A 24198-nucleotide genomic window follows, 5' to 3' on the forward strand; every position below is an offset into this window, starting at 1 on the left:
TTACTCAAAATTCTAAAAGCAGTTAGCAATTAGCAATTAGCAATTATGCCAACAAAAGTGCTTGCAGGTCAGCCAGAGACTTGACCTGATAATGAGGGTTAATTCCTGCTGGCGTCGCTTTCTCTTGGCGGTTCAACCAACAGGTCTCAATACCAAAATCCAAGCCACCTAAAATATCAGAGTGTGGGTTGTCCCCGACCATCAATACTCTTTGCTTTGATGGCAATCCAATCAGCTTGTGCGCATGCTCAAAAATTTCCGCGTCTGGTTTAGCGACACCGACTTCCTCAGAAATGATCACATGGTCAAAGTAGTCTGTCATTCCTGTTCGTTCCAAACGGATTGACTGCAGCTCTGTGAAACCATTGGTGATGATGCCCATGTTCACTTTGCCTTTTAACGACTCCATCAACTCTTTTGCACCAGGAAGCAGAGAACAGATGTCTGCCATTGCGGCTAAAAACGCACTGTTTAGTGCTGCCGTGGTTGTCTCTAACTTTGTTGCCCAGCTTTCAAAACGCGCGTGCTTCAGTTGTGCAGCCGTAATACGGCCATCTTGGTAATCGACCCATAACGGCAAATTAACCTCTTGATACACTGAATAATCCTGTTCGCTAAAGTCCACGCCAAAACGGGAGAACATCAGCTTCATTCCTTGAAAAGCATCAAAGTGGAACAAGGTTTCATCTGCATCAAAGAATATCCAATCGTACTTCATTTTATGTCCTATTATTCGCGCGGTTGAGCAGTGCTTGTATTTATTTTCTCGTTGCCTCAAAGGCCAGATGTGCATTCTACTATCAATTTTGTGAGCCTGAATATAGTTCTAAGAATTTATAGAAAACAAGCAACAAGTCATGATGTATCGCAAATTTTGCCACATATTAAACCAATACCATACAAGAAATACACTTAAGTACCGGGAGGTACCATGAAGCACTTCTTACCGTCATCCGTCATGCTCACCCCATTCCTTGTTAAGTATTATGATGAACAACCAGAAGACACCTCTGACGCCTTAGATGCCGATGAGTCTCAGCAACCTCAAATTGAAGCTAACGATGACTCACGCAAACCATCGACACAAACTGAACTTGAACCGACGTTGAGTGAATAGCCTTTACTTTCATGGTCATGGAACGTAATTCTGTTATTAAATCAATCAATAGTTCGCTTTCCATTACTGACAATAAACACATAAGAAAACCATAAAAACGATTGCTATATGAGCCCTATCACAACACATAATCACAAAGTGGTAGTTCGGAATCAAAGTTGTTCCAGATCAATGGTCGACCAGTTGATTGCCGACAACATGTAGGAAATTAAAAAATCATAATTAACGGAGTTTTCCAATGTCTACTGCATTTTACATCCCTACAATCAACTTCATGGGTACTGGCTGTTTGAAAGATGCTGCTGATAGCATTCAGTCTCAAGGCTTCAAAAAAGGTCTGATCGTAACGGATAAGATCCTTAACCAAATTGGCGTGGTTAAACAGGTACAAGACCTACTTAGCCAACGTGGCGTAGACGCAGTTGTATTCGACGGTACTCAACCAAACCCAACCATCACTAACGTGAACGATGGTCTTGAGTTACTAACTGACAACGATTGTGATTTCGTTGTTTCACTAGGTGGCGGTTCGCCACATGACTGTGCAAAAGGTATCGCTCTGGTTGCCTCTAATGGCGGCAAAATTGCAGATTACGAAGGCGTAGACCAGTCTGAAAAGCCAATGATGCCTCTAATTGCTATCAACACAACAGCAGGTACAGCTTCTGAAATGACGCGTTTCTGCATCATTACTGACGAAGCTCGTCACATTAAGATGGCTATCGTTGATAAGCACACAACACCGCTTATCTCAGTAAACGATCCTGAGTTGATGCTTGCTAAACCTGCATCACTAACGGCAGCAACAGGCATGGATGCGTTGACACACGCAATCGAAGCTTACGTTTCAATCGCAGCAACGCCAATCACAGACGCAGTTGCGATTAAAGCAATCGAACTTGTGCAAGCACATCTAAGGACAGCAGTAGCGCACGGTGAAGACATTGAAGCTCGCGAGCAAATGGCTTACGCACAGTTCATGGCGGGGATGGCATTCAACAACGCTTCTCTTGGCTATGTTCATGCAATGGCGCACCAACTGGGTGGTTTCTACGACCTTCCACACGGTGTATGCAACGCTATCTTGCTACCACACGTTCAACGTTACAACGCTCAAGTTTGTCCAGATCGTCTACGTGATGTTGCAAAAGCGATGGGTGTGAATGTTGAAGGTATGACAGCAGAGCAAGGCGCAGAAGCAGCTATCAACGCGATTGTTCAACTAGCAAATGACGTGAACATCCCAACAGGTATTGCTCAACTGGGTGCTAAATTGGAAGACATCCCGACTCTGTCTGACAACGCACTAAAAGACGCTTGTGGTTTCACTAACCCTAAACAAGCGACTCACGAAGAAATCTCAGCGATCTTCGAAGCGGCAATGTAATCTAGCGACAAGTTATTCGAGCTAAAAACACCCGGCTCTTGCTAAAAACAAATAGCTAACACAAACGGGCTCACCTTCTGAGCCCGTTTTCTTTTATCTGCCTACCCCTTTCAATTCTTTGCCTTCACACAAACCAAGAGCGACGAATCACTAGCTGCTCACCACTAAAAAGTCGCATTGTTGCGATCGCTTGGTTATAGTCAAACTATTGATATATAGAATGACAAACAGGTTCCATTGAGTCGTTGGATAGTTAGCACCTCATTATTAGCTTCACTCGTTGTCCACTCCGCTCAAGCAGAGGAACAAAATGAGTGCCACAGTCAGCTGCTAGAAGACGCCCCTGTCGAAAAAGCCTACCACTACCTAAACAGTAAATTTTGCCAACCCGCATTATGGTTTGACAGTTTTTTTGTCGATGACCGCATTACCGAAGATGCTCGAGCGGGCACTTCTGTCCGTTGGTACAACGATTTTATTTACTCAGGAGGTGGTGACGTCGACTACTCAACCAAGCTCAACGCACGTTTACATCTTCCCTTTGCGAGTAAGCGCCTAAAATTAATCTACGAATCTGTCAGCGATGAAGAGTTCTTTGATTTCTTTCCACAAGATTCAGAGGAATTAGAGAGCGCACTCGGCCTTCGTTACGATGCTTATGCGAAGGGTTACAGTAGCTTCAATATTAAAGCGACACTGCGTCCGCGTATTGAAGCTCGTTATCGCTTTACCTACCCTCTCACTACCGATGCCGTATTCAGGCTGACCCAACGTGTGTATCAAGAAAAGCAAGAAACTGGCGAGATCACCGATATCGATTTTGATCTTTCTTTGAGTGATGACTTCTTAGCGCGATGGTCGAACTTTGCAGGTTATAACGACGACCTTAAAGGCTGGGAGTACGGTACGGGGCTGACTTTGTATCACTACCTTTCTCAAGACCAAGCTCTGCAATACAGCGCGACGATTACAGCAACCAGCGAGCCGTATAACCACTACGAATATTCACAAGTGTCGATAACCTACCGAGAAAACGTTTGGAAAGAGTGGCTGTTCTACGAATTGATTCCGCGCTATCAATGGAAACGAAAGCCCTATGAGGAACATACCGAAGAAGCCAACATCACCCTTAGGCTTGAAGTCTTGTTCAACAATGTCTAGTCGAACAATATCTAGTGAGTGAGTGTTTGTGACATGCGGGCATCGTGAGATAAAAACATGGATACAAAAAAGCACATCATGTGATGTGCTTTTTCAGTTCTATATAAGGCTTAAGCTGTAGTCTTAACCCTTGTAGTTTCTTACTCGTGCCGCTTCTGCTTCACGCTTGTCGACCACGGTTTTACCGATTGGCGCCAATGAGATAACCGCGAGCTTAAGGTGCTGAATCGCAAACGGAATACCGATAATAGTAATGAAACACGCTACTGCTGACATGATGTGACCAATCGCCAACCAGATTCCAGCAAATAAGAACCAAATGATGTTACCAATCATACCAAGTGGGCTGGTCCCGATGTCAGTTTCATTGGTCAATTCATCACGTGAAATCGCTTCTTGACCAAATGGGAAGAATGAGAAGTTACCCATTACAAAACACGCTCTACCCCATGGAATACCAACGATGGTGAGGAATGCGAGCAGTCCGAAGAACCACCATGCCAACCCCATAAATACGCCACCAAACAGAAACCAAATGATGTTTCCTATTGTTCTCATGTTGTCTTCTCCAAACCTTTGAATACTGTTTATTTCATATGCCGAGTAAGGCAATACTTGTTCTAATAGGTTCATTATTATTGAGTCTTTATGAACCGCTTATGAATCGCCTACATTTCCTGTGATTGATACACACCACGAAACGCCAAATCCGCATAGGGATCATCGATTTTATTTGATACCATGTTCGTAGATTTTTAGTATCACAAAGCTAAACAGCTACAACAACTAATTTAAGGCCGAACTTATGAACAACACTGAGCAACCTAAAAAGAAAATGAAAAACTGGGTGCCAATCGTCTTCTTCGGACTTCTCAGCACAGTGCCTGTATTCATGTTTTTAGTCGACGTGTACATCAACCAATACATGTAACAAGACCCCGCCATCCTATCGGCGTAAAAATGAATACAGGAAACATGTCCTGTATTCATCTCAGTTAAATCACTTCTACTGTAATTAATTCAACTCTTCTGCGATCAAATCAACTCTTCGTTAATTAAATCAGCTCTTCGTTAATAAAGTCTAGAATGTCGATCAGCTCATGATCTGGCAAGTTTAGTAAGTTATCACCCACATACCATTCAATCTTACATTGGGTAGGCAGTTCGCTGATCGCTGGGTTTCCTATCCAAACCTTGTGCTTCTTAGCTATATTGTCGCGCAGGATAATGCCATCCTCAAAACTCACCGGTAAATAGAGGTGAAGCATGTTTACTTGGGGTTGCTGCGGGTTCACTTTGAACTGCGGGTAATCTTGTAAGATTTGATAGATTTGCTTGGTACGCTCATACAATGCTGGCATCAACTCGATCCGTTGATCAAACTGCATTGCTGCCGAAACCACGTAAGGCGTGCGATGATAAACATTTCCGCCCTGACGCTTCATCCATGCTGAAGCTTTTGCTACGAAAGCCTTATCACCTAGTAGGAGTGACCCCCCAAGACCATTTAATCCTTTATAGAGCGAAACATAAGCTGTATCGAACCCCTTCGCGATCTCGCTATATGGCTTTTGATAATACGCGCCGCACTCCCACAAACGAGCACCATCCATATGCAGATGAATCGATTGTTCTTTGCAGTACTGCTTTATCGCTTCAAGCTCTTCCCACTCAGGCAGTTGACCACCAATCTCTCGCATCGGTAGTTCATACAATGCCGCGGCAATCTCATCAGGCCAAGCCTTTAAGTCGTCGACATTCCAAGTGCGAAATACATTACCAACCGGAAGTACATTGAAACGGTTCTGGAGCTGATACCCTTGGCGTTCATGGCGCATAATATGACTGGATTCGTGCATCGCCACCAAAGGATTTCTTTTTTCTTGGCAAGCAATCTCTAACGCTGTCGGTTGGTTCATTGTGCCAGTAATCACAAATACGGCGGCCTCATAGCCGAGCAAATCAGCCACTTTGTTTTCAAAACTCTCAATAAACTCGCCATCACCATAGGTGTCGTGCGCCACATCATGTGTTTCGCACCATTCAGCCATTTGCGCGAAGGTTTGGGCTGGTGTTGGATCGAAGTGACCAGAAAGCAGCAAATTACATTGTTGACGCAAGTCCGTGCTCATACCTTTTCCTTTATTCATTGTCGTTCTATGTAGGGTGATTGAATTATTTACGTTAGCCTTCAACGGTGACATAAAGTGCACCTCTTCGCTTTTATTATTAGCGAATAATTAGTTTTACGCAGTCATCGGCTGCGTGTGCCGGAAATACTCAAATTGACGGGTGTTTTATATAATTAAGTCTCTAAAAACACGCGCATCTAACTAGATAAGTATGGGCTAATTCGTTGTTGTTCAACCATTCTTCTATTATTGTATATCTATAATTCCAATAAATATTATTCGTTAATGGACAAAGAGGGCTATATGTCGAAAAATCGAGTCTTGGTGCTATTCGCCCACCCTTCTCAGCATCGCTCTGAAGCGAGCAAACCCTTATTTGAGCAAGCCAAGCGTATTGAAGGCGTCACCTGTGTCGACCTTTATGCTGAATACCCGACCTTCAAGATCAATATCGATCGTGAGCAGAAACGCCTGTTGGACCATGACATCATCATTTTTCAATTCCCACTATATTGGTACTCAACACCCGCGATTCTTAAAGAGTGGCAAGACCTCGTCCTAGAATACGGATTTGCTTACGGCACCGACGGCAATGAACTGCAAGGCAAAAGCTTGTTATGCAGTATCACCGCTGGCGGCAAAAAAGAGGCTTATCAAACTGACGGTTATAACCACTTCACCATCCGTGAACTGCTTCACCCAATCGAACAAACGGCATCTTTGTGCGGCATGAACTACTTGGCTCCATTGGCTTTGTTTGGTTCACGTACTGCGTTAGAAGAAGGCCGAATTCAAGATCACGTAAATAGCTACAAATCGCTTTTAGAGGCTTTTGTTGCGGGCGAAGTCGACCTCAAAAAGGCAAGCAAGGCTGAAAAGCTAAACCATTACGTCGATGAAATGATGAACAGAGGTTAGATCATGACAGGATATTTTCTACAAGCATTTATCTATTTGCTCGCGGCGGTCATCGCAGTCCCCATAGCCAAAAGGCTTGGCCTCGGTTCTGTGCTTGGCTACCTGATTGCCGGTGTGGTGATTGGTCCAATTATTGGATTAGTTGGCGAAGAGACCACGACCATTCAACACTTTGCCGAATTCGGTGTGGTGATGATGTTGTTCTTAGTCGGGCTGGAACTTGAGCCTAAGATGCTTTGGGCAATGAGAAACCGTCTTATGGGACTGGGTGGCCTGCAAGTTGGTGGCACTACCGCCGATTGTAATGGGAATTGCTCTGTTCTTTGGACAACCTTGGACCATCGCGCTGACTATCGGTTTGATCTTCGCACTGTCATCTACCGCGATTGTTCTCCAAACCTTTAATGAGAAAGGGCTCTCCAAGACAGAAGGCGGCAAGAATGCTTTCTCGGTCTTACTGTTCCAAGATATCGCCGTCATTCCGATGTTGGCGTTTATCCCTCTATTGGCGTTGCCAGAATTAATCGAAGCTGCACAAAGCGCGGTCGCTTCGGCTTCTGATCACCATGAAGAGTTGAGTCTTGTTGCTGGCCTACCCGGCTGGGCTTATGGCCTTGTGATCACAGCATCTATTGCGATTGTAGTAGTCGGCGGACACTTCTTGAGTCGTCCACTGTTCCGCTTCGTGGCAAGCTCAGGCTTGCGTGAAATCTTTACTGCAACCGCACTGATGTTGGTTATTGGTATTGCTGCACTAATGAGCCTTGTTGGCTTATCTCCTGCGCTTGGTACCTTCCTTGCCGGTGTGGTATTGGCGAACAGTGAATTCCGCCACGAGCTTGAGTCTAATATCGACCCGTTTAAAGGGCTGCTACTTGGCTTGTTCTTTATTACCGTCGGTGCGGGCATCAACTTTGATGTTCTATTCAACGACTTTGGTTTGATCATTGGCCTCACTCTTGGCGTTATGCTACTTAAAGCCTTAGTGTTATTTACATTGGCGTTAATCTTCAAAATTAGAAACAGTGACCGTTGGCTGTTTACATTGAGCTTGGCGCAAGCCGGTGAATTTGGTTTTGTACTACTTAGCTTCTCGGCTCAAAACCACGTATTGCCAGCTGATATAGTTCAAACTCTGTCGCTGGTTGTTGCCCTTTCAATGTTCCTAACTCCAGGCTTATTCATTCTATTTGATAAAGTGATACTTCCTCGTTACGAGCAAAAGTCTAACGACCGAGAAGCCGATACTATCGAAGAGAAAGGTACGGTGATCATTGCTGGTATTGGCCGATTCGGTCAAATCGTTAACCGCTTACTGGTGTCGAATGATGTCAATACTGTGGTTCTGGATCACCAAGCCAACCAAGTCGACTTGTTACGCTCTATCAATATCAAATCTTACTTTGGTGATGCGACTCGTCATGACTTATTGCATACCGCAGGAATCGAAGAAGCGGCAATGCTTGTCGTCGCTATCGATAACCAAGACTCAAGCGTTGAATTAGTAAAATACGTTAAACACACCTACCCTAAAGTGAAAATTTTAGCGCGTGCGTTCGACCGTGGTCACAGTTACCGCCTACGAGAAGCTGGTGCAGACTCTGTAGTCTCAGAAACGTACCACTCGGCACTCGAAATGGGCGCAGAAGCTCTACGTTTTTTAGGGCACCATCCATTCTTCGTTGAACAGCAAAAATCAACGTATCAACGTGTTGAAAGCCGTAAGTCTGAAAAACTATACCAAGCTTGGTCTGAAGCAGAAGAGAACCCACGTTACGACAACAACTACCGACAAATCTTCATTCACCTTGAAGAAGCAATGAAAGAAGACATGAAAAAAGACCGTTCAGACAAGCACTCTCGCTCAGAACGAGGTTGGACACCGCCACCGAAAGGCTATGCAGATGGCTTTGAGGAAGAACAAACCTAAGCAGAGCTCAAATTCGAGGTTAACAACCACTCAAAAAGCGGCTTTCGGGTCGCTTTTTCATTCTCTAAATACGAATAGCACGACCGATGAAGCCAAAACACGGAACCTAAATCAGATGAACCACGACATTTATGTGATCCAGTTATAATTTTCAATCTCAAGCTACCCGTCAAAAATGAATTCACTTTTTACATTTATAAAACATTACCTCTCCACATAAACCATACCGTCAATGTGGGTATATATGCATTCTTTTAAGCCCTTCAGTCGTCGTTCTAATTCGTAGCGACCATCCTCTAACGTTTGAGTTACATTGCATATATCTAAACACGCCTCACAAGTCGCCACTAAAGCATTCACATCGCCAATAATTAACGCTCCGCACTCACAAATTCAAACCATAAAAATTAACACAAACGTTTCAAAGTATGTCTATCGTTACAATTTGTAACGAATACCAGTTGTCGGTATAGTCCTGCACTTCAAAAAGTGAGGCGGTTGCGCTCACCTTAAAGGAGATATAATAATGATTACTAATGATGCAGTAATAATGGGCATGTTAGCTGTTATTCTTGGCGGTGTTTTTATCACGGAAAGTAGCCAAAATAGCGCACTGAAAAAATTCTACTCGTTCGTTCCGGGTCTATTGCTCTGTTACTTTGTTCCTTCTCTATTGAATAGTTTAGGCATCATCGATGCGTCAAACTCAAAGCTATACTTCGTTGCAAGTCGCTACCTATTACCGAGTGCACTCGTTCTTCTGATCATCTCAGCAGACCTTCGTAAAATATTTGGCCTTGGTTCTAAAGCCGTCATCATGTTCCTAACCGGTACTGTCGGCATTATCATTGGCGGGCCTTTAGCGATTCTAATTATCGACCAAGTTAACCCTGACCTTGTATCTGGCGATGTATGGCGCGGCCTTACAACAGTGGCTGGCTCTTGGATTGGCGGCGGTGCAAATCAAGCAGCAATGAAAGAAGTGTTCGAGGTTGATGACCAATTATTCTCTGCAATGATTACGGTTGATGTTATCTGTGCGAACATTTGGATGGCCGTGTTACTTATCATGGCAGGTCGCCAAAAGAAGATTGATGCATGGTTAAAAGCAGACACATCATCTATCGAAGAGCTAAAAGAGACGGTTTCTAAATACCAAGAAGAGAACGCTCGCCCAACAACCACAACAGATCTAATGAAGATCACGGGAATTGCATTCGGTCTTACCGGTCTAGCTCACTTATTCAGTGACCTAATCGCACCTTGGATCTCGACCAACGCTCCAGAACTCGCGAAATACAGCCTTACATCAGGCTTCTTCTGGTTAATCGTAATGGTGACAACGTTCGCGCTCATCGCTTCATGCTTCAAATCTACACGCAGCCTTGAGCACAGCGGCGCGTCTAAAGTTGGTTCAGCGTTCATCTACATCCTAGTTGCAACCATCGGTATGCAAATGGATGTGACGGCTATCTTAGACAATCCAGGCTACTTCTTCATTGGTATCACATGGCTAACTATCCATGCCATTCTAATGATTGTGATGGCGAAGCTTATCCGTGCACCACTGTTCTTCATGGCTGTCGGTAGCCAAGCTAACGTTGGCGGCGCAGCATCGGCTCCTATCGTAGCAGCTGCATTCTACCCAGCTCTGGCGCCAGTAGGTATCCTAATGGCGGTACTTGGTTACGCACTAGGTACATACGGCGCTTACATCTGTGGTCTCATCATGCAGGCTGCTGCGGGTTAATAAGCCTCGAAATAAAAACGATATGGGCGACAGGACCTTTGATCATGTCGCTCTTTGTTATGTGCTTTTCTTGTCACAAGCGTTTCTAAAAGTGCAAACACATATCAAGGCGGGATAGACACAAAAAAGGCGACAGTAAAAACTGTCGCCTTTCTAATATCTTGTTACTCAGTTAAAGCTTATTCCCAATCAAGGATCACTTTACCTGACATACCAGAGCGCATCATGTCAAAGCCTTTTTGGAAGTCATCAACCTTAAAGTGGTGAGTGATAATTGGTGTTAGATCTAGGCCTGATTGAATCAAAGAAGCCATTGTCTACAACGAGAAGATAAGTAAATTTAAAACAAACACTTACAAAAAAATAAAATTACTAATGGCGACAAACTGGCGACAAATTTTTCTCTCCAAGATAAAAATAAGGTCAACAATAAGCCTATTTCCCGTCTTACTTCCAATCCAGCTTCTTTGACCAATCAAAAGACAATAAAAAACAATATATAATTAAAATAACTTTACGCTGCCCTCCGTCCCGTGTTTTTTGACTTTCCATTCACCTTCGTAGTAAACCTTAAGGCCAGTAGCATCAATGACTTGGTCCTGACTTGCTCCTCTCGTTTTAGTACTAAATGAGACCTCAACTTACTTTGTTCCACGACTGAGGCAGGTCTAATGCGGACAACTTAACGGAAAATTGGCTAGCCTAAATATTGAATAGATAAATCATTGTAAAGCCCCCAGTGGCATAGAGAAGACTCGCTTCACCATGAGCGGCAGTGTTAAACGCTAAATAACTAAACCGATGTGGTCTACCACGCCAGTTTTGCATGCTTTGGGCCACCCGCTTATGGATTCCTCATCAATCCAAAAAGTCAGAGAACCACGTTTAATGAGTGCTCGGGTTGTATTGCTTCCATTTGGTTGTTTTGTAACGAGGCTTAGACATGAGGCTACGAGGAAAAGTGAGTGTTGCTGAACAGAGTGTAGGTTGTAGATTTAGTTCCCTCGAATTACGCAACAAAGCCCAACGTATGCCTTAACCACCTAACAATCAGACACTTTAAAAATGCTTTCCAGATGAAGTTAAATCAATCATTGTATGAGAATTAAAATAAAAAAGCCGGCTTCAAAAAGAAGACGGCTTAGATTAATGTTTGAAATTATAGTTTATTAGCTATGCAAAAGCGTTTTTCCCTCTAGAAACATCGGACCATGCCTTAGTGATAGCAACTCGAGACTTACTATCAAGGTTATCCATAAAGCCATTGTCGCCACCCTGAGGCGCAAAACCACTCATAGCTTGAACCAATGCGTCAATCGAGGTGGCAGATAACGCGGTATAATCTCGTTCACCTTTCGCATCCTTATCTCTCATATCAACAACAACTTGTGCACGATTACCATTGAAGTAATCAGCGAAAGTGACAGAACCAATATGTTCAAACTTCGCTTGGTTAGTATCGCTTTCAGGATCACGTAATATAGAAAGTTTTAAATCATAACCACTACGCTCAAACCACAGTTTATTCCAATCAATGCCATTGAACACAATCTTATCTTCACTACGGATGTCTTCAACAAGGTTGTCGATAACATCACCGCTCACGACAAAACTGTCGACACCAGTCCCACCTTTGAATGTATTTTGGTATCCACCAAGTACCATCAAATCATGTCCTTCACCGCCATTGAACTGACTGAACTTTGACATGGCCGCTGCAATCAAGTGATCGTCCCCTTCCTCGCCGTTCAACACTGCGTGATAACCCAACAGCTTGACCACATCGTTACCAGTGTCAGCATTGATACGATTATAGTTCCCAAAGACATTGGCAAAGTCGTTCCCCGAACCTAACTCTACTTGGTTGTTATTACCGATCGTAACTGAGTAATCTTGCTCATCACCTGTATCCACGCGGTTATAATTACCAGAAGTCACAACATAATCTCGCCCTGTTCCGGTATCAATTTGTCCACCTTCCCCAAAGACAAATGCTTGATCATTACCAGCACCAAGGAAAACATGGTTAATTCGTCCAGCGACCACAGCAGTATCATTACCTTCACCACCAAACATCATATTTTCACGCCCCATAAGAACGCCCATATCATTACCTTCACCGCCGGTAAAAATATTGGATGTACCAGTTGCGTAATACACATCGTCACCTCGACCGCCCCAGAAGTTGTTGTTATCCCCTAGATAAGCCCCTAAATCTTTGCCGTCGCCACCCCAGTTGAAGTTATAGTTTCCTAGAGAAACATGGACATCACCATCCCCTTTTAAATGACCACTCTTACTTAAGAAATCGAATGTTTTTTCTTTCATATTCAGTAGATCTTTCGTTAGGTTCCCTTTCAGGTTTTCTACCAACGATTTCATCTCTTTTTGCTTATCTTGGCTAAAGATAGTCGTAAACAAGTTAGGTAGACTGAACGAATTAAAACCAAATGCACGATCTTTTTTCGGGGTTTTTTCAGGCGTTGTAGCCTCATCGCGACTTTTTTGAACACCATTTACGTTGGTCCCATTAACGGAAACTGATGCTTTATCCTCTTTCTCTTCTGGCGTTTTTTCTTTCAAACCATGAGTTTCTGCGAACGACTTAAGGCCATCTGCGCCCATATCAATTCCCGATTTCAAATCGTCTAACAGCTTAGTAGGATCGACGAAAGCTTGAAGTTGATCACCACTAAACTCACCAATCACTTCCAGCATATCTTTGAGGATTGCAACCCCGTCTACCGGCTTACCATTACGAGCAAGAATTTGCCCAGATGCGGTGTAATCCACACCGAAGATGTCCCCAAGTGTCGTATCCGCACCCACACCAGACAACTGGCCAAGTAGTTTATTCTTTAACTGTCGGGGTAAATCTTTAGGGTTATATGTGAAGGTTGTTTTCGCTTGACCTGTTGCAGAGAACTGCTGTGTCATTAAGCCAAACAAAGAACCTAGATTGGTATCAAGGATAGACTGGATATTGTCACCAAACATAAAATTCCAATTGCCCGACGTGACCTGAATATCCGCACCTTGGCCACCAACAGCGAAGTTAAATGCTAACTTCTCATTCGCTTGACGAAACTTATCTGCGCGACTTAGTTTGTTTGCACTGGTGTCATTACCACCTAACCATTTGTTGAACTTCTTGTTCAGAACAGCTTCAGTGTCATTCTTCAAACCTCGGCTACTACGTCCATTTTGCGAATCCAAACTCACAAGAGTGTCATAGTCAACACTGCTACTTTGATCTAAACCAGACATATCTTTAACGAACTTCTTCGCGCCTGACAATGTCCACTGTTGATTTTGAGCAGAAACCCAATCTTTGCCTTTGCCCGAATTTGCTATACCTTGCAGAACTCCAGAAATACGAGCGGCCCCATCAAACGGGTTAACAAGTGGTGGGGTTGGGATCGATTTATCCAGCATCACAATCAAATCATTGCTTCGTCCTAAGTTGAAGCTCACGTTGCGATTTCCGATAAACATCTGCGCACCTTCCAGAGCCTGATAGCCACCGATATCGAAGCTGTGTTTGCTCTGACCATTACCGATATGAACCATCACATTGTTATCACCAAATGCCAATGACTTAAAGCCACCAGTGCCCACTTTAATGCTAACGTTAGATGTGCCCAAATTCACCGCGGTAAACTCGCCATCGCCCACATTCACTTGGATGTTCCCAGAGTAGCTGAGCTGATTGCTGTTTCCTGAAGTTGAGGAGGTTCCTTGATTTATTTTTCTTTTTTCTGGTGCCTCAAAAACATTGTTGTTTTCACCAATAGCCCCACGGACAGACTCGTCCGTCTTGCTCATACCAACGTGAGAAAGATTAATGTTTCCTTCAGCAATGCCATTTCGAATACGCTCTTCTTTCGTCGTCACTTCACCTTGAGCATCCAAACTAAATGTAACTTTGTGTTGTGTCGCTTTTTGTACCCAGTCGCCATTAGCATCACGAGTGTGTTTACGACCAGTTGAGTCAACCGCAACCTCTGAGCTCCGGACTGAAACATCGCTACGAATTCCATTTATATCCATCGCTTTAATAAGCTGCTTACCAAAGCCTTTCTGTTTGTCATCACTAATTAAAGAACAGCCCACGACGCTAATATGATTAGGTTGAGTGGTGATGCTTCCTGATCCACTGAAGGCTTGATTCAATTTAGCAAGCTTGACTGCTAATTCATCAGCACTATAACCACTCATGCGCATATTATTGTTTTCTGAATCACCACGGCCATGACCAACTAATTGCCATCTAACCTTTCCATCAAGCTTCGAGGGGTCACCAAACACCACTCGATAGTTTCCGTCTGAATCAAGTTGAACTACCACACTCTTATCAGGATGTTTACCTGCTAAGTTCCCCGCAGCTTTAGCCACCACAGGGTCGTTCTCCATTTGAACAATAACTTGTCCATCAAATCGAGTTTCCCCGCCACCCGTTTGAGGTAGAACTTCAACACGCTTCCAACTATCAACATGTTTATTATTAACATGACCGTCCTCTCCACTTAAGGAGCTAGTGAAAACAATCTTTGGTTTATTCACGACATCTTCGTAAACAGCACGTAGACTCACATCATCCTTCTCAATCTTGAATTGGTTCGTTTCACTCACTTTAAGTGCCGGTAAACCTAAACGATGGGTAATGCCAGGAACAAACCCTTCAATGCCTTTGTGAGATTGCAAATGTGCTCTCCCATAGATAGCAACAAATTTTTCACCCGCTGGCAATTTTTGCAACGTGTCTACCGCTATATTATTTGCAGCTCCAGCCCGATACATCAACCCATGCTCTGTCCCTTGAATGTTAGGGCGAGCCGTAATATTCGCATCAAGAGCAACAATGCGCATACCATTTGAACGTGCATTTTCAAACAAAGTAACGTCTATATGCTTAGTTTTGAGCATTGCACTTAATTCATTGGACATCACACCAGTAGCCAGATAATTGTCAATCAGTGGCTGCGCAAGATCCGAACGCAGGTGCTCTAGACCAATGACAGTGATACCTTGCTTCTTGAGTACATCCATTTGCTCATTAACAAAGCGCAAACCATTAACATCGCTGCCATGTACTTCGCCAATTAAAAGACCTTTACGGTCATTTAGAAGTAGAGAAAGCTGCTCTTCGACATTCTTCTTTTCGGCAAGTTTCTTACTTAGGTCTTCGTATCCAATACCAGAATATTGGCGATCCCAGCTCTCAACATCTGTCTCATGACTACTGTGGTAAATACCTTTAATTTGATCCATTCGACCGGCTTCAACTTGAGAAACATAGTTTCTGTCTGCGAATTTCTTTAGCAAGATCATTTCAGCTGAATCGCCGGAGCTCCGATTCGACGACTTAGCTGCTTCTTTCAAGAAATAGAAAGCCATCTGAACAGACTCAACCCCGGTCAAGTCTTGAAGCTCTTGGTAACTGTAACCCAAGTGGACAGTTTTCGTCGCTTCATCCAAGACAGCTTTGCTTAGTAAATCGTTCGCCTGTGATTTTTCCAACCATTGTTTGAAGTCTGAATAATGTTCGCCAAGTTCGATGTGATATTTAGCGTCAAAGCCCAAATCCTTCGGAGTCTCTCCATTATATCCTTGCTTTGGCGATAAATACGGGTCTTCATTTGCCCAACGGACCATCATTTCGGTTAGACCCGCATGTTCACCATTGGCTTCCTCGATCGCCACCATATAAATGTCAGCGGCAAGTTCGGGGCGTGTCTTTGCAATAGCGTCAATGGCCTTTTGGGTAACTTTCATTTCCCCTTTAAATAACTCAGTACTTACCTGCTCTTTCAATTGCGTTAGTGCATGATTACGACCGGAGGTTGGATGTTCAGCTAAATAAGCGTTAATCTTATTGCAAAGTTCAAAGCTCGCGCTCATCTGCTCTTGACCATTGGAATGATGCACCAAATCAACTTGGTCTAAGATACTTTGATAAGAAGCACCAATCGGTTTAGCAAAAATTTTCGCTCTATCTTTCAGCTCTTGCTTCGTAAATACTTGAGATAAATCTACTTTTAATCCGGTCTTTTTTCCTAATGATTCAAGATCCGCAACTTTGTCACTTGTCGCCCTCTTAACTGGTAACACTTCCCCTGGTTCATCTGATGCAGAATTAGCATGCTCTTTGTAGAACTTAAGCGTTTTATCCAATGCCTTGTCCAGCGCATCGCGCACTGTGCCCTTTGAGCTATCATCAACTAGGTCTATCAGATCCTGATAGTTGGCGGTGTAGCTTTCCAATACTTTTTTGCGATCCTCTCCCGTTTCCTGCAAAGCTTTGTACACAGCAAGGCTTTCGTTGACTGAGTGACCGCCATCAAAAACTAAGAAAGACAAGGTGTTTAGGTAAGCTTGATCAACAGAGAATCCTGGATTCTTACTCGCAATATGTTGGTTCAGGTGCGTCATGATATTGGTTGAACCCGACGCGCCCGTCACTACCGGCAGACCATTATTCAAGGCATTACTTTCGAATGTTGTCTTTTTACCCGGAGTAAGAATTCGACCATCTGCGACACTGCGGCCTTCTATAAAGTCATCGTAGTTATCACCTTTCGGTTGATATTGAAGCGCCGTACCATAATCACTGGTTTTCTTTTCAATAAGGGTAACTTTGTTTTCACCTTCAACCCCTGATGATATTACCGCATCAGTTGAACGAGCCTTGGTGATAACATTCCGATAGAAACGGTCCCCTTCAGCTTTCCACGGGGCCATTTCCATTCCCAAACCAGGGGTAATTGCCATTTTCACAGCCAGGAAAGGAACTTTTATAACACCGAAACCATCATCAACTTGTGTCATCATAGTTTTGAAGTTGTCATAATTCGGTGTTTCAAGGAATTGAGTTAAGGTCGGGACGCGACTAAACCATGGACGCTTGTCTTTAGCGATCTCTTCTGCAAACGCTTCCATTTTTGTCTGGATTCGCTCAGCGCGCAACACATCGTCTCCCGCATCCGGCAGCAAGCCATGTATCCATTCGTCAAAATCATTAACTAAACTGGTTCCGATTTGAACTGAAGTATTAATCGCTTGTTCTGTCGGTGTTTTCACCAACTCATGAGCTATTTCAGAGTCAAAACGACGGCCAAACAAATTATCGAGATATTGACCTGTCGCTTTATCTTTCTTTGCATCAGCCAGTAATTTATTTGCCAGCGTTTGCAGTTTAGGGTGTTCTGCTAACTTTTCATGAGCCTCGCTAAACAGCTTAACCGCTTTCTCTTGAGTCACACTTCCGCTCATCCATAGCGTTTTAGCTTGCTCTACTAACTCATGTATTTCATTCGCATAAGTTTCAGTAGTCTCTATCTGACCTAGCTTATAAATAAATTCAATAAGGCTCTCATTTTCAGTTTTTGGCGCATCTCTCTCTGAAGTTGAATTCGTCAGGGTCGGTGAAACCACTCCGAACGACTTTAAGCTATTGATTTCGTGCTCGGTCAAAGGTTCAATCAAACCAACCACACGACCAATACCGTCAAACACGAGCTTAGACTCAAACGCTTCAACAGCTTTCGGATCAATTGCAATACCAAAGACATTGGCGTCCTTCGAACGGTTCCTCTGAATATGGCTTTGCAGCGACACCATTTCAAATTGGAGTGTCTTAACTAACTCACCACGTTGAGCGAACTCTTTTGGATTTTTTTGCTGCCACTGGTGAAGAGCCAACTCTAAGGCAGCAAGATTCTTTTCAGATGGGGTACGCTGAATTGACTGAATGTTACTTCTTACCACTTTCAACTCTTTACTAGGTAAATCCGTTAAAAGCTTGCCAATGTGTCGCTTAGTCGAATCGACAAATCTTGCATCATTAGAGCCAAGCAATGAGAAGTCAAAACCATCTACGCCTTTTCTTACAGCTAAAGAAGTGTCAGCCGCTTCACCCAGCCCGTGAAGATTGACACCTGAAATGCGAATATCTTTTCGGTTTACATCTTGTGATGCTCGATTTACAACTCTGATACTGTCGGTATTGCTCTCAGTGAACATGGAAGTGATAGCTCTTCCGGTATTTTTAGAGCGAATACCTGCATTGATTTGTAGTCGGTTTACGGCTTGAACAGCATCGTTTAACGCTTCTTGCTCTTGCTCGCTCAATCCTTCACTGAATCGGCCATCGGCGCTTGACTTGTTGTTGGCATTCACATGGTTACCCGTGACGCCTGCACCTTCTATTCTGCGTGCTTTACCCGAAAGTCCACTGCCCACAGCACCTTGACGATCAGGACGATCCTCTTCGTTCTGCTTTGAACCTTTCGCATCCGCTTGTGCTTGATCCGCTTTGTTTTCAGCATTTCTTGCATCACGATTACCACGTTCTTCAGCGTCTCTAGCTGAATTATTCGCATTCGATTCAGCTTGTTTAGCTTCATTAGCTTTCGTAGTGGCGTCTGTTTTACGCGCATCAGCGTCGGCTTTAGTATTCGCAATATCTTTCTCTGCACCAGAGCGATTCTGTTCGCCTTTCGCAACGCCTGCTTCTGATTTCGCCACAGAATCGTTGACACTTTTTTGGTTGTCTACGTGCGCTTTTTTCGCAGCGATGATGCTTTCCCCAGCAACATCTTTAGCCTGACCTAATTTGGTTTGAGCATCCTCTAAAAGACCGTCTGCGAAATGGTTGCGCCAATGCTCACCAGATTCACCTACATAAACCGCTTTGTTATCCAGCACATCAAGTCCCTGGGCCAATGTCGTCAGATCTTTAGTTACCGCTTCAGACTCTTCGCTCACAGCATCACGCTGCGCTTGACCATTGCTCTTTAATGCTTCTTGATCGGTGGATTCTAATTGAGCCTGAGAACCCGATACGGCTTCAAGTTGTTTCTGCTTTTCTTGCTCTAAGCGTTGACGATCGGCTTCCGCTCGTTCTTTGTCAGACATTGCATTTTGCGCAGCTTGATTTTGTTCCGCATTATCGGCAACAGCATTAGCTTGGTGTGATGTTTCAGATTTCGCCACAACATTATCTAAAACATAGCCCAACCCATCATCATGGCCTGTGCCTTTAAATTCTATTCGGTTGCTGCCAGAATTCGCAGTCAACTTAAGTGTTTTTTGTTGCCAAGCTGTTTCATCGCCAGAAGTTGAGAATACAACATTACCGTTCCAGAGAACTTCTATGCCTTCGTTGCTTGAAATACCTGCACGTTTTGCAAAATCAAAGCTAACCGCAATGACTTCACCTTCCGCTAAATCCGTTAAATCTTGAGAAAGACTTGTATTAGTATAAGTATCTAGCTCTGTAACAAGTGAACCATGACCATCACCACTTACGCCATAATCCTTACTTGAAGAGGCAACTTCAACACCGTGAGTCGATTCCCATCCCAGACCACCTTGCTCAAAATCACCATTGACGATCAAGTTAGGTGTTTGCGTTTGATTTGAAGATTCTTCGATGTTGAGTTCATTTTCCATGTTGCTGAGATCAGGCGTTTCAACGTTGGTCACGCTTCCACTTAAACCGTCTCCTAGATCGGAACCCACTTCTTCGATTTCATCTAAGTCGAAACCATCAAGTTTAGTGATTTCAGGCGTTGAAATAGCACCTCGTCCTTTCTGAATTCCTGATGAAGAAGCTTCATCACCTTGAACTAGGTAATTAATCGCTTGGCTGCCACCCACTCCAAGAAGAGTTTGTTTAATATTATCAAACAGTGCGGAAAGCTTATTGCTGCTCGTGTTACTTGACGCGACGGCTAGGCTATAGAAATCACCGTTACCCACTTTGATAGCAACGTTATTTCTGGCATAAGAAGCGTTAATCCCTAAGCCATCACCTACGTGAATATTCACGTTTGCTTTGCCTTTCATCACCGCAACATTGAGACCGTCACCCACTTTGGTGTTAACGTTATATTTGCCCCATGCAACGTTCACTGAAATACCGTCACCAATTTTGGTGTTGATATTCGCATCACCATAGGCCGCCGTTACACTCAGGCCATTACCCACGGTTGTCGTAATATTGGCTTTACCTTTTGCCGCCGTGACCTGCATACCATCACCGACTTTAGTGACGATATTGCCTTTGCTCCAAAGTGCGTTGAAGCTATCTCCGTCACCCACTTGAGTAACGATGTTCGCTTCACCTTTCGCTAAAACAACATTACGGCCATCACCCACTTTCGTAATGATATTCGCTTTGCCCCAAGCTCCCGTGTAATCATCGCCATTACCGACGTGAGTAATGACATTCGCCTTACCTTGAACCACAGAAACTTCTTGGCCATCACCGATTTTGGTGATGATGTTCGCTTCACCTTTGGCGAAGTTGTATCGATCACCGTCACCAACGTGAGTGAAGATATTTGCTTGTCCCCAGGCCACGTTAACGCCTAATCCATCGCCCACTTTTGTGATGATGTTAGCTTTACCTTTCGCCAAACCGATAGTCGTACCATCCCCCACATGGGTCATGACATTGCCCACTTTTGATATCAGTAAACCAACGGTGGTTCCTTCGCCAACTTTGGTTAAGATATTACCTTTACCCGCCAACACAGCTGCGGTTGTTGCATCACCAACATGGGTCACTACGTTTGCTTTCGCAGCTGCGACAACACCCATGAAGTCATCACCGACTTTCGTTATGATATTCGCTTCACCAAGGGCTAGTACGCCAGTAAGACCATCTCCTACGTGAGTCATAATGTTTGCTTTACCAAACATCGCGGCTAAGGTTGTGCCATTACCCACTTTCGTCATCACGTTTAGTTCGCCAGCAAATAAACCTAAGCTTGTGCCATCACCAACGTGAGTATAGATATTCGCTTTACCGATCATTAATGCAGCAGTTAGGTCATTACCCACTTTCGTCATGATATTGGCTTGGCCAAGCATTGCAGTAAACGTGCTGCCATTACCCACCTGAGTGAATATATTTGCGTTACCTACCATCGCGGCTATCGAGGTACCATTACCCACCTTAGTCGCGATATTACCTTTTGCTATCATTAATGCGACTGTTGTGCCGTCACCAATATGCGTAAAGACATTCGCTTCTGCGACCATAAGCGCTAATGCATCACCATGACCAACCTTGGTAAATACATTGCCTAGGCCGCCCATTAGCGCCCACGCGTTCCCTTCACCAACGTGAGTGAAGATATTGCCTACGCCGATCATAGCGGCTATTGAAGTGCCGTCGCCTACTTTGGTGAAGATATTACCCGCAGCACCCATTACGCCAAGTGTTTGGCCATCGCCAACATGAGTCAATACGTTACCAATACCCAACATAATGCCTGTGGTATCGCCATCGCCCACCTTGGTTAGAATGTTCGCCCCACCAACCATGACGCCAGTTGTCGAGCCATCACCAACATGTGTAAGTACGTTGGCGCCTCCTCCCATAACGGCAAGCGCATTGCCATTGCCTTTTTTGGTTAGGATGTTTGCACCACCAAGTGCGACTGCGGTCGTATTTGAGGCCGTATCATCACCGCTAATATGAGTAATGATATTGGCGCCACCAAGCATACCCGCCGTGAGGTCACCGTCACCCACTTTAGTCATGACATTCGCGCCACCGACAAGTACAGAAGCGATGTCGCCCTTACCAACCTGTGTCATGACATTAAAGCCACCGACCGCTAACCACAACCCGTTGCCAGACCCAATTTGGGTGTGCGTGTTGTAGCCGCCTAGCATAGTCAAACGACTATTACCGTTACCTTTGTGAACTGAAATATTGCCATAAGCAAGTAAGTGGGCTAAGTACTCGCCGTCACCAATACGAACCAATACATTGACCGCACCGCCTGCGTAGACATCCATTTTCCCTTGTTTGCTCTGATGAACGAGCACGTTAGCTAAACCAGCACCACGGAAAGTGAGGTCGCCTTCATCGCCACTTTTAACAATGACGTTAGCCGCGCCGCCGCCAACAAATTCGGTATCACCAAACTTAGAGCTGTGAAGGATAACGTTGGCGAGACCACCACCGTTAAAGTAGACATTACCGCGTGTCACATTGGATTTGATGACGTTACCGCCACCGACACCATTGAACCGAACGTCCCCTGAACTTTCACCACCATCGCTAGCAGACTTAAACAATGATTGTTCATTGTATTCATCAATATCCGCTACTATTTCACTGGTACTTCTCAACGTATTAACGCTGTATTGTAGCTGACTCAACGAGTAACCATTTTTGTACCCAGAGCTGTAACCGTTTGCGGAAGAAATATCTTCACTAGACAAATTTTGGGTGTGGTCGCCTTCTTTATACCAAGGACGAGCTTGATACCTTAGTACTCCGGTATCGGGATCGTTTGCAAGTTCGACGACAACTATTTTTGTGTATGACCCCAAGACTTTTGCATAGACGTACGTGTTTGCTTTTCGATTCGATTTAACTGCTTTGACATCGACAGTCGAGCCATCCGAAGAGATAGCATGCCCACCCATTTTTGCATCAGATAATGACACGTCTTTAGCATCAATCACCGCACCGTTAGCGTAGGTCACCCACTCATATTCTGTAAGGTCTTTTTCAACGGCGTGAATAGTCACCGCTTTCTGGTGTTCAACTTTCAAATCCGACAGCGTATATGCGCCATAGACTTTAACGGGGTTAAACCCGCTCTCAGAGGAAATATCCTGGCTCGTTAAGTTACTTAAATGATCGCCTTCTTTGTACCAAGCGGTAGAATAATACTTAAGCTCTCCAGTTTCAGGATCGTTACTCAGCTGAATTTTATTTATTTTGGTGTACTTAGAATCCGAGAAAGCAAACAGATAAGTATTCGGCTCACGTGTCGATTTTATACCCGTAACTTGATGATCCTGGCCAATCCAAGTTCCACTTAGTACCGCTTGAGTAAGCACGATTTCATCGGCATTGACATGCGCCATCCCTTCGCCGTCGAAGTCTTTACCTATCCCTTTACGGGTAATATTATTGTAGGCTCCCCCCCCGGAAAAACTGACATTTCCGTGGGCGACATCAGAGTAAAGGCTGTTGTACCCTCCAACCCCTTCAAATGTAACATTCCCTCGTGTTTCAGCATAAACGTCATTAGCTTGGCGTGTACGTTCAATTCGATTTGATGCGCCTGCACCCTGTAGGGTTATATCTCCAACTTTACCTTTTCGAACCAGATGATTATCGGCACCAACACCACGGAAAGTGATATTGCCAGTTTCCACTCGTGAACTAATACTGTTAGCCGCACCGCCCCCATCGAATGTCACATCACCACGTGAACCCTGGTATTTATTGAACCAAGTTCGGTCGAGTTTGTTTCCGGCCCCTGCCCCCGTAAAGGATAAGTTACCCTGGTTTGTTTCATGCCAAAGACTGTTGTAACCACCAACACCACCAAATGTCACATTACCACTTAGACCTTTACGGGTTATACCGTTGTATGCAGCTGCACCTCCATAATTTACGTCACCGCGATTACCTAAGTGGTCAATAGTAACTCCACCAGCAAGGCCGGCAAATGAGACATCACCACCCCCACTTTTATTGATATCAACATACCCAGCCGCACCTTTTACACTAAGGTTACCAATAGAATCCTCTACCTTTAGATGGGCCGCACCGCCTACGACTGTATCATTACCACTACCCGTATAAACTGTGGCAGTAATTGAAGCGACGGTGATATGATCATCACCGCCGTAAGCTCGAATATCGCCGCCAATAAGACTAGTCGCAACAATATTATTGTCCCCATCGTCAGCGGTATAGCTCCCTGTAAAGAAGTATTCAACACTTCTCCAAAATGGTTTTCCCATAAAATAAACTCTAATTTC

General features: G+C 44.2%; 10 protein-coding genes and 3 pseudogenes. 7 read left to right on the plus strand and 6 right to left on the minus strand.

Going from position 1 to position 24198, the window contains the following annotated elements; all coding sequences use genetic code 11:
- Positions 1-43: 43 nt before the first annotated feature.
- Positions 44-718, minus strand: coding sequence for a pyrimidine 5'-nucleotidase (gene yjjG, locus ACED60_RS16940; protein ID WP_017103719.1), 675 nt, complete (start codon positions 716-718; stop codon positions 44-46).
- A 213-nt stretch (positions 719-931) separates the two neighbouring features.
- Here yjjG and ACED60_RS16945 point away from each other — a divergent pair, with 213 nt between their 5' ends.
- The 3 genes from ACED60_RS16945 to ACED60_RS16955 all read left to right on the plus strand — a co-directional run bounded on the left by ACED60_RS16945 (position 932) and on the right by ACED60_RS16955 (position 3665).
- Positions 932-1117, plus strand: a complete 186-nt coding sequence (locus ACED60_RS16945) for a hypothetical protein (protein ID WP_371695299.1) — start codon at positions 932-934, stop codon at positions 1115-1117.
- Between the two features lie 238 nt (positions 1118-1355).
- On the plus strand, positions 1356-2504 hold the full coding sequence (gene yiaY, locus ACED60_RS16950) for an L-threonine dehydrogenase (protein ID WP_012600397.1): 1149 nt from the start codon (positions 1356-1358) through the stop codon (positions 2502-2504).
- A 237-nt stretch (positions 2505-2741) separates the two neighbouring features.
- On the plus strand, positions 2742-3665 hold the full coding sequence (locus ACED60_RS16955) for a hypothetical protein (protein WP_371728042.1): 924 nt from the start codon (positions 2742-2744) through the stop codon (positions 3663-3665).
- 123 nt (positions 3666-3788) lie between these two features.
- Here ACED60_RS16955 and ACED60_RS16960 read toward each other — a convergent pair whose 3' ends face one another.
- Positions 3789-4223, minus strand: coding sequence for a YccF domain-containing protein (locus tag ACED60_RS16960; protein WP_017075771.1), 435 nt, complete (start codon positions 4221-4223; stop codon positions 3789-3791).
- A 247-nt stretch (positions 4224-4470) separates the two neighbouring features.
- Here ACED60_RS16960 and ACED60_RS16965 point away from each other — a divergent pair, with 247 nt between their 5' ends.
- Complete coding sequence (locus tag ACED60_RS16965; protein ID WP_017060906.1) at positions 4471-4596, plus strand: hypothetical protein; 126 nt, start codon at positions 4471-4473, stop codon at positions 4594-4596.
- A gap of 124 nt (positions 4597-4720) precedes the next feature.
- Here the strand turns inward: ACED60_RS16965 and ACED60_RS16970 are convergent, their stop codons facing one another.
- A complete protein-coding gene (locus ACED60_RS16970; protein WP_371728043.1) occupies positions 4721-5797 on the minus strand; it encodes a low specificity L-threonine aldolase in 1077 nt (358 codons plus the stop codon).
- A 303-nt stretch (positions 5798-6100) separates the two neighbouring features.
- Between ACED60_RS16970 and ACED60_RS16975 the strand changes: the two genes are divergently transcribed.
- From ACED60_RS16975 to ACED60_RS16985, 3 genes and pseudogenes are all read left to right on the plus strand, one after another.
- Positions 6101-6715 (plus strand): NAD(P)H-dependent oxidoreductase, encoded by a 615-nt coding sequence (locus ACED60_RS16975; protein WP_371728044.1) that lies wholly within the window; start codon positions 6101-6103, stop codon positions 6713-6715.
- Positions 6716-6718: 3 nt separating this feature from the next.
- A pseudogene (locus ACED60_RS16980) lies at positions 6719-8645 on the plus strand (monovalent cation:proton antiporter-2 (CPA2) family protein).
- Between the two features lie 526 nt (positions 8646-9171).
- Positions 9172-10395, plus strand: a complete 1224-nt coding sequence (locus tag ACED60_RS16985; RefSeq protein WP_371728045.1) for a DUF819 domain-containing protein — start codon at positions 9172-9174, stop codon at positions 10393-10395.
- 179 nt (positions 10396-10574) lie between these two features.
- Here ACED60_RS16985 and ACED60_RS16990 read toward each other — a convergent pair.
- From ACED60_RS16990 to rtxA, 3 genes and pseudogenes are all read right to left on the minus strand, one after another.
- Positions 10575-10709: pseudogene (locus ACED60_RS16990) on the minus strand (L-threonine 3-dehydrogenase); the annotation flags it as partial.
- Positions 10710-10901: 192 nt separating this feature from the next.
- Positions 10902-11340, minus strand: a pseudogene (locus ACED60_RS16995) (transposase); the annotation flags it as partial.
- Between the two features lie 228 nt (positions 11341-11568).
- A complete protein-coding gene (gene rtxA / locus ACED60_RS17000) occupies positions 11569-24180 on the minus strand; it encodes an MARTX multifunctional-autoprocessing repeats-in-toxin holotoxin RtxA (protein ID WP_371710172.1) in 12612 nt (4203 codons plus the stop codon).
- Positions 24181-24198 lie beyond the last annotated feature (18 nt).

The organism is Vibrio sp. 1F279 (genome assembly GCF_041439815.1).
GTDB classification, from domain to species: domain Bacteria; phylum Pseudomonadota; class Gammaproteobacteria; order Enterobacterales; family Vibrionaceae; genus Vibrio; species Vibrio tasmaniensis_A.

What these genes read in the sequence shown, in the direction of transcription:
- yjjG (WP_017103719.1), bottom strand. Translation starts at nt 718, where the DNA reads ATGAAGTACGATTGGATATTCTTTGATGCAGATGAAACCTTGTTCCAC.
- ACED60_RS16945 (WP_371695299.1), top strand. Translation starts at nt 932, where the DNA reads ATGAAGCACTTCTTACCGTCATCCGTCATGCTCACCCCATTCCTTGTT.
- yiaY (WP_012600397.1), top strand. Translation starts at nt 1,356, where the DNA reads ATGTCTACTGCATTTTACATCCCTACAATCAACTTCATGGGTACTGGC.
- ACED60_RS16960 (WP_017075771.1), bottom strand. Translation starts at nt 4,223, where the DNA reads ATGAGAACAATAGGAAACATCATTTGGTTTCTGTTTGGTGGCGTATTT.
- ACED60_RS16965 (WP_017060906.1), top strand. Translation starts at nt 4,471, where the DNA reads ATGAACAACACTGAGCAACCTAAAAAGAAAATGAAAAACTGGGTGCCA.
- ACED60_RS16970 (WP_371728043.1), bottom strand. Translation starts at nt 5,797, where the DNA reads ATGAGCACGGACTTGCGTCAACAATGTAATTTGCTGCTTTCTGGTCAC.
- ACED60_RS16975 (WP_371728044.1), top strand. Translation starts at nt 6,101, where the DNA reads ATGTCGAAAAATCGAGTCTTGGTGCTATTCGCCCACCCTTCTCAGCAT.
- ACED60_RS16985 (WP_371728045.1), top strand. Translation starts at nt 9,172, where the DNA reads ATGATTACTAATGATGCAGTAATAATGGGCATGTTAGCTGTTATTCTT.
- rtxA (WP_371710172.1), bottom strand. Translation starts at nt 24,180, where the DNA reads ATGGGAAAACCATTTTGGAGAAGTGTTGAATACTTCTTTACAGGGAGC.